This is a genomic window from Budvicia aquatica DSM 5075 = ATCC 35567 (genome assembly GCF_000427805.1).
Lineage (GTDB): Bacteria > Pseudomonadota > Gammaproteobacteria > Enterobacterales > Enterobacteriaceae > Budvicia > Budvicia aquatica.
This window is the reverse complement of the sequence record NZ_ATYS01000092.1, coordinates 1-7,130: the sequence shown is the minus strand read 5'-3', so window position 1 is coordinate 7,130 and position 7,130 is coordinate 1. Positions and strand designations below refer to the sequence as shown.

Below are 7,130 nucleotides of genomic sequence, written 5' to 3'. Positions count from 1 at the left end.
TGCGGGTCTTCCTGAAGGTTGTCTTTACCGAACAGCGCCACTTCATCGCCGTAATACTGCTCATAGACAAGAGAGGCACCCAAGTGTGGATACACCGGCAGATAACCCTGAGCNCGAACATCAAAACCTTCCGCAGGGCGCTCTAAGTAATCATCAAAATCTTTGGAGTCTTTCCAACCACTCAGTGGGTGATAGTAGTTGGTGGCCAGCTTGGTGTAGTCGGCCCACAGCTCAAGCCCCAGACCCAGACGGCTGTGATTGCGGCTAAAGTCCTGGTCAAGGAAGGTGTTGGTGCCCAGCAACCAGGTCTCTTGTTCCCAACGGACGCCCAGACCAAAGTTACCGATGGTTCGCCCATCCTGGTCATGTACCCCTATCTGAGAGAAGGTCACCACATCGTCATTTTCATACCACGGCGTGAACAAGGAGGCAGAGCTCTTACTCAAGTCCCCGTTGTCATCCACCGACAGCGTGACCCGGGCTTTACCAAATTTCCCCAGNAAGTCCTGAGCCTGCTGCTGAACCGGATTTAACACCTCGGCCTTGGCTTTGTTTTTTGCCCAGCTTTCGGCTTGATTTTGCACCTGGTCGCCGGTCATGTTGTTCCAGTCCTGACCACCCACGGACTGGGCCATCCCGGCGGTTTTCATTTCCATGGCGGAGGCNGGCATCCGGCCATCCTTATCGGCTTTCGGTAATGGGTCATTACCCATGCCGAGTTCCGGCAGGTTATTCACGTACAGACCCGATTCATCTCTTATCGGCAACAGCGGAGAGTCTGCGGGCAAGAGCAAACTTTCACCGGCCTTCATTGCTTCCCGACGGTTAAGTCCACCGTTATTCAGGGTACGCAACTCCGCCACCGTAATGCCGCTTTGCAGGGCTAACTGGTACAGGCTACTGTCAGCCGGGACGACATAGAGGCGGGTTGTTGAGGTGACAGAAGAGATGTCATTCTGTGCAGCAAAAGCCGCGGTCGAAAAAACATTACTCATGACACAAATTGCGATAGCCGAAAGACGCATTGTTATTTTCATTATTCCATTCCCTTTGCGCCGAACGCGCTGTCCTAATTAAATTGTCATCGAATCGGAAGAGGTACCGAGCGAGCAATGCCAAACAGAATCACTCCCGATTATTTCCCACCGCAGACATCAATGCGGCCAGACGATATCGGCAGAGTTAACGGTAAATCAATAATCATATTTCCCGGCAATCACTCAAGGCGCGGTTAATAATTAAACAACCAAGACCTAAAGAATAGATATCCGGAAACAATGATGTGAACGTAGCGAAATAATTGTGAACCACAACGCCGACAGCAATCATAAATCAGGTTAAAGTGACACATTCACAGCAACGCGTTAGATACCNAATCAAATAATAAAAACGTGAGATAACTCGCACCGGATATATCACCCACTTATCGAGNAACCCGCCACGAGTGATATTGATGACGATTATACATAATAAAAATGAATGCAGATCAACCGATCGCATTTAATTAATAATACAGGTTATTATTCTGTTGATTGGATATTAAATAGCCATTATCAGGTGCATCGCTTGGATTGATTGCCGTACGCAGATTTTTAGATCAAAAAAAACCAGTTATTAGCCGCTATACTCCCCACGTAAAACGTGACATGAATCAATAAATAGAATTATTCTTCGTGAGGGCTTTAAATAATGAAAAGGCCAAAATAGAAAGATAAATGACGTTATTGAATATTGAATTTAATATAGGGAAAGACATAATAGCAATTCATTTAACATGCACATCAATTTCAAAAAAGAAGATAACAAAAATAACGAATAACATTAACAAATTTATTTGTAATTGTATTTAAGGTACACATTACCGTCGAATGACAAACAATAAATAGCCTGTGTATTATTTCAATTTAACGCCATCTAATGAAACCTTATTTTGCATTATTTATTATCAGCAACGGTCATGCCGGGAATAGGGTAAATATCCCGATATAATCGATCACAACAATAGAGTCAGTGAGATTAAAAAACCAACCCCATACAGGTTTGCCGATGAAACTCAGTATCCATATACCGATTATCAGCCATCACCACCAAGCCCCCCCTTGGGCAATAGGCGAACAGGCGGTCATCCACCGGCGCTGATGCTCAGCCATGAGGCGGCTCCTCACTCCCTGATACAGCATGTGAAGGCCTGCCAGACACACGACAACCTCAGTTACCGAATTGCCCGGTGTGACTTGCTGGAAGAGCTCGCGTGCTTTACTTATAGCGGACAGACCCACTATCAGATAGTGCAGGTTGACGGGAATACCCGATTAGTGGACATCGTGATGAATTGACGGAATAATCGCCATTCAGTTGAATCGTGGTGAATAAACAGACTTCGGTTAACAAACAACGGCAATGGCTGGCTAAACTGGCTCGATTAGCCAACAACCCGCTAGACAGTTACCCAATTTGTCACTACCGTCGAATCACCCGCCAGTGAAAAAGCTAAACAGGCGATTTTTCAGGTCAGTTCTGAGGATCTTATCGAAATCACTACCCCAACGGGTGATATTCGGGTTATCGCAACCCAACGGATCCTGAATGGACTCCGCGATAGGAAAATTGGCAGCATCAAAAAAAGAATGCTTGATGGCGATATGAAGGACGGTGCTATTTCGGTATCCGTCGCTGCCGGTGGTATAAATCGTATCACTACAGCAAAAGAAGTTGTGGATGAAATGGCTCCTACTTTTCATTAAGAAATGGCTAGATAAAGAATAAATATCTCATTAGCAACGCCTGTCAGTTAAGCATACTTATGCTATTTGAGTCCGATACTGTCATCATCCCGACTTTCATGGGGTGACGACAGTTACACATCTTCTACGTCCACTTCAGATACATCGGCAACCTAACAACACACTAGATTACTGCATAAAGCTAAAACCATCAGAAATGCCAAGTAAAGCCTGCATTAATCCGGTTATCCTGATAGTTTTGTGACACTAAACCTCCATAACCTAGCGACAATGTTGTATTTTTATTTACTACCATCGCCACGTCAGCCTTTAACACTGCACCATCGCGCGATGCAGGAACACTATTGACCACGAACGGCGAAGAACTACCCTGGAACTTCAGGCCAGTATCTCGATTCAGTTCACCATACTGGTGCTGCCAGCCAAGCTCACCACGAAGTGTTACCGTCGCCGTTTCACTTACCTGCCACTGAGTATCGGCTCGCAACCCCAGAGTCGAGACTGTCGCATCAATATGCTGTTTATCACTGTGCAGCGCTGCCGCACCATCATCTTCGCTGATGCCATTATTCTGAAAATTGATATACGCCAGATTAGCGAATGGCTCAAGGTTAACTCCAGTTGCTTTCAGTTTGTAGCCAGTTTCAACAAATACCTGCTCGGTACTGGCACTGTATTTGTCTGTGGCGCGAGCGGCTTGCAAACCGTAATTAATGGAGCGAGAAGTATCAATGCGGTGCCATGTATAGGAACCACCTGCACGCAACGCCAAATCACCAAACTGTTTACCACCGTACACGCCTAAATGATAGTTGTCGCTGTCAGCACTCGAACCATAGCCTCCGTCCTGCGAGGTCCGGGAGTAGCTGGTTGAAACACCCAACCTCAAATCTTGGGCAAACTCGGAGTCCAGTCCGATCAGAACACCATAGGTTGATGCCTGAAAGCCAGTCGCGTTAACATCACCTGACGCGTGATCCCATGCTCCAAATAATTGTGCCCAAGCGCCGTCTTCGTCAGCTTTAATATCTGATGAACTGGCCTGCCCTTCAGCCTGGCGCAACCGATCGTTCTGAGCTTCACGCACGTAACGACTATTGTTTATCAGTGCGGAAGCGATATCAGCATGAATTTGCCCCGATAGTTGGCGGAACGCCTGTCGAGCTTCGTTAGTAGAACCAATAGTCAGAATGCTCTCATACAACGAATTGCCCGCTCGCAAGGCTTCAACCGCCGTAGCAACTGCTCGCTGGTTCTGAGTCTGAGCCACATCGGCGAAAGCCGTTGCGTTGCGCCCCACGTTCAAAACAATCTGATTGGGCTGATAGCTCAGACCTGTGCCTAGAAACAGATAATCGGGCTGTACGCTGGTAAACTGCCCGCTGATACCCTGCTGCGCCGTCAAAATTGTATATTTCTGTCCTATCAGACTTTGTACTTCAATCTGAGTAAGCAGATTACCTCTGTTCTCCAGCGAAACAGCGACTTCACCACCATTAAGTATGGCAGTTCCTGCGCTCTGGATAAGGTCGCTACGACCGTCCGCTGCAACTTCTACTACATAGTGCGATCCTGATCCAAAGGTAACGTTATTCATAACGTTAAGGGTACCAATAGAGTTTCCGGGTGCAATTACTGCACCGGACATACCCGCTAATGCACCCACGGTGCCGGAACCGCCAAGTAACGCCCCATCGTCTACTGTGACCGAAGAGTTACCGTGATAACCGTTAATAATAAGTGCGCCGCCAGCGACGTGGGTTGCTCCTGAAAAACTATTATTTCCGATGAACTCGAGTACACCTGAACCTTCTTTAACAAAGCTACCGGTACCACTGATATCATTGCCCCAGACGTCATAAGCATTGAATCCGCCTTTGCTCGCATCCATGGTGACGGCTACTTTGCCGTTGAATGCACCGTATCCATCAGCGGCCGAATAGAGATTGAGACGAGCCCACCCAGAACCATTATCAAGTGCATGACCGGATTCAATTTCCGTTGTGGCAAGTACTTCACGCCGCTGTTCGTTGGTTAGATATGGGAATCGTGTCGCTATCAGCACTTCTGCCCCCTCCGGGACCACTGGTGCGAGATCGGTTGGGCCAACAGGGGCAATACCGTAGGTTAAGCGGTAGAGATAATCGGCCTTATTCCGTGCGGCCTCATTTAAGCCTTCCGCCTTGTTGGCTGCCACACATTCAGCAATAGTCGTTTGGCAGCCTTGCTCCAGCAAAGTACGCAAATCGGTTTGAGCGGCCAGCATCAGAGCATGGAAGTCGTTAGTGGTAACTATCTCAGAACCTAGTCCTGACACGTTCTTTCCCAGATAGTCAGGATTATTGTTAAGAACTTGAGCCAAGGCGTATGTCGTCATGATGCGTGCACCGATAACATCAAATGCATAGTGGACACCCAAGGTGATGCGGCTATTACCATATTCTGACCCACGGAGAATAAATTCTTGAAAACGCTCCGGTACCATTTGGGCAAACAGGATTGTACTGCTGAAGCCGAAGGCAGAATGGCCACTTGGAAAAGAGGCATTACCTTTAACTGTCGGCAGGATAGCGACTGAACTGTTGGTCTGAACACCAAAAAAATCAGCCGAGCTGAAACTTTCAACTCTGCCCGGGGCAACCTGTACAGGGCGAGAATTACCGACCGTATTCTTGTTTTCTGCTAAGGGACTATAAGCAAGGTCGTAAACGTTATACACACCGTCGTTAGGCAGGACAATTCCAATGGCTGGTGATGCCGGATTGCCGTCAGCGCTGCCATTGGCGAAATAATTCTTAGAAAAGCTGGAATCCATTTGGACAAGCGCATTGACCTGCGAAAAGAGATCGGAGAAATTTTTGGAGAATGTGGTTGCGCTATAAGTTGCTGCGTTGATGCTATTGCTTGCGGAGAATATATTATTCATTCTCGAACCCAGCGCATCCGCAACCAGTAAGCCATTGCTCATTGAACCAACCAGAGCCGAAATTGTATTGTCCGAAATAGCCTTGGCACGCTGAGCATCGGTAGAGTTATTGTTAACTCCAATCGACGTTTCGAGATTCTCGTCAAGTGCATTACGCCCTTCAACGCTATTATTAAGCTGACTGAATCCAAACAGCAGTTCTGTTGCTTTGGTCGTTCTTGTATCTTGTGCACAGGCTGGCTTTAGAGAAAAAATCGCAGCAATGACTATTGCAACGACTGTTGAATTTTTGAGCATTGTTGATCACCCTTAATTGAATCATGAATTATCAACGCCACTTTTACTCGCTTTTGATGACACCTTTATGAATAAACGCTAGGCCCCTGAATGATTTTTTATATTATTAAGCTATACACCAAAACAGCATGCTTAAGTGCTGCTTGAATCCTACTTATGATCTCCATTAAAAATGGGGAGATTACCTGTCACATCATGGTGAATTGCTTAGTTATGTGGCTAAAAACCTGTGCGCAGCGCGTTCATCCGTCAGGCGCAGGGTGAATTGATTCACATGATTTAGTATCGAAGATCTGAAAAATTTTCCGGCTGAACGTCAAAAAAAGTGGCCTATTGGTTAAACTGGCTCGATTAGCTAGCAACCCGCTAGACAGAGAACAGCTTGCCAAAGATAGACATCAACCCCGTTAGTTCTTCTGGACAATATTCAGGTACGGATGAACCCATTCCCCCTTCACCGGTTGGTATGACACAAACCCATCATGCTCAATCGAGCCACAACCCCCTGGATTGTTGAGGATAGTCTCATACACCGCCTGACTTTCAATCCCTTGGATCATATGGCTGAGGTTCGTGTCCGTAATTTTCTGCTTTTTGGGGTTCATCATATCGGTTTAGCGTACTGCATTGTGGATAACTGAACCTAACGCAGCCATCATCAATGACCACGCCACGTTAATGGATTATCTCGATAGACATTTTGCCAACGATAACAGGCCCCGTCCCCCTTCCTCATCCCAGAACCAGAACCAGAACCAGAATGACGTTAACACGTCTACCACCAAGAACTCGCTATCTGGTTGATGAATAGCCAATCTGATGAATAGCGGTACGTTTAAACGGTAACAAAACGTCTGTCGTTTTAACTTGAAACCAAGTTTAACTCTATATCACCTACGTGTATGTCCCCCATGAGAAACGTATTTCTGTAGGAATATGTTTTTATTAATGAAATGTTGAATACTCGAAAGGTTATTTATGAAAATATATCACACTGGCTTACGCTTGATTGAAAAGCAACTGACCGCACTTCCACATGACATNACCCAACGTATCCTAAAACGTCTGGAGTCCATTATCGATTATGACCCCGTTATTGGCATTATGGGTAAAACCGGGGTGGGTAAATCCAGCCTGTGTAATGCGCTGTTTAAAGCAGAATT

The 7,130-nt window shown here is 46.4% G+C and carries 5 protein-coding genes; 2 read left to right on the top strand and 3 right to left on the bottom strand.

The genetic code is table 11. The features are described from left to right. Positions 1–599 (bottom strand): inverse autotransporter beta domain-containing protein (locus YWE_RS32070; RefSeq protein ID WP_428829288.1); only part of this gene is annotated, 599 nt, incomplete at its 3' end. A 1,539-nt stretch (positions 600–2,138) separates the two neighbouring features. Here YWE_RS32070 and YWE_RS30670 point away from each other — a divergent pair. Next, the gene (locus YWE_RS30670) at positions 2,139–2,336 is read left to right on the top strand and encodes a hypothetical protein (RefSeq protein WP_127526472.1); all 198 of its coding nucleotides are present in this window, start codon (positions 2,139–2,141) and stop codon (positions 2,334–2,336) included. Positions 2,337–2,471: 135 nt separating this feature from the next. Here the strand turns inward: YWE_RS30670 and YWE_RS30665 are convergent, their stop codons facing one another. Then, positions 2,472–2,741, bottom strand: a complete 270-nt coding sequence (locus YWE_RS30665; RefSeq protein ID WP_154661436.1) for a hypothetical protein — start codon at positions 2,739–2,741, stop codon at positions 2,472–2,474. A gap of 193 nt (positions 2,742–2,934) precedes the next feature. Beyond that, positions 2,935–5,967 (bottom strand): autotransporter outer membrane beta-barrel domain-containing protein, encoded by a 3,033-nt coding sequence (locus tag YWE_RS30180; protein ID WP_051323476.1) that lies wholly within the window; start codon positions 5,965–5,967, stop codon positions 2,935–2,937. Positions 5,968–6,945: 978 nt separating this feature from the next. Here YWE_RS30180 and YWE_RS31540 point away from each other — a divergent pair. Further along, positions 6,946–7,130 (top strand): GTPase (locus tag YWE_RS31540; protein WP_036016661.1); only part of this gene is annotated, 185 nt, incomplete at its 3' end.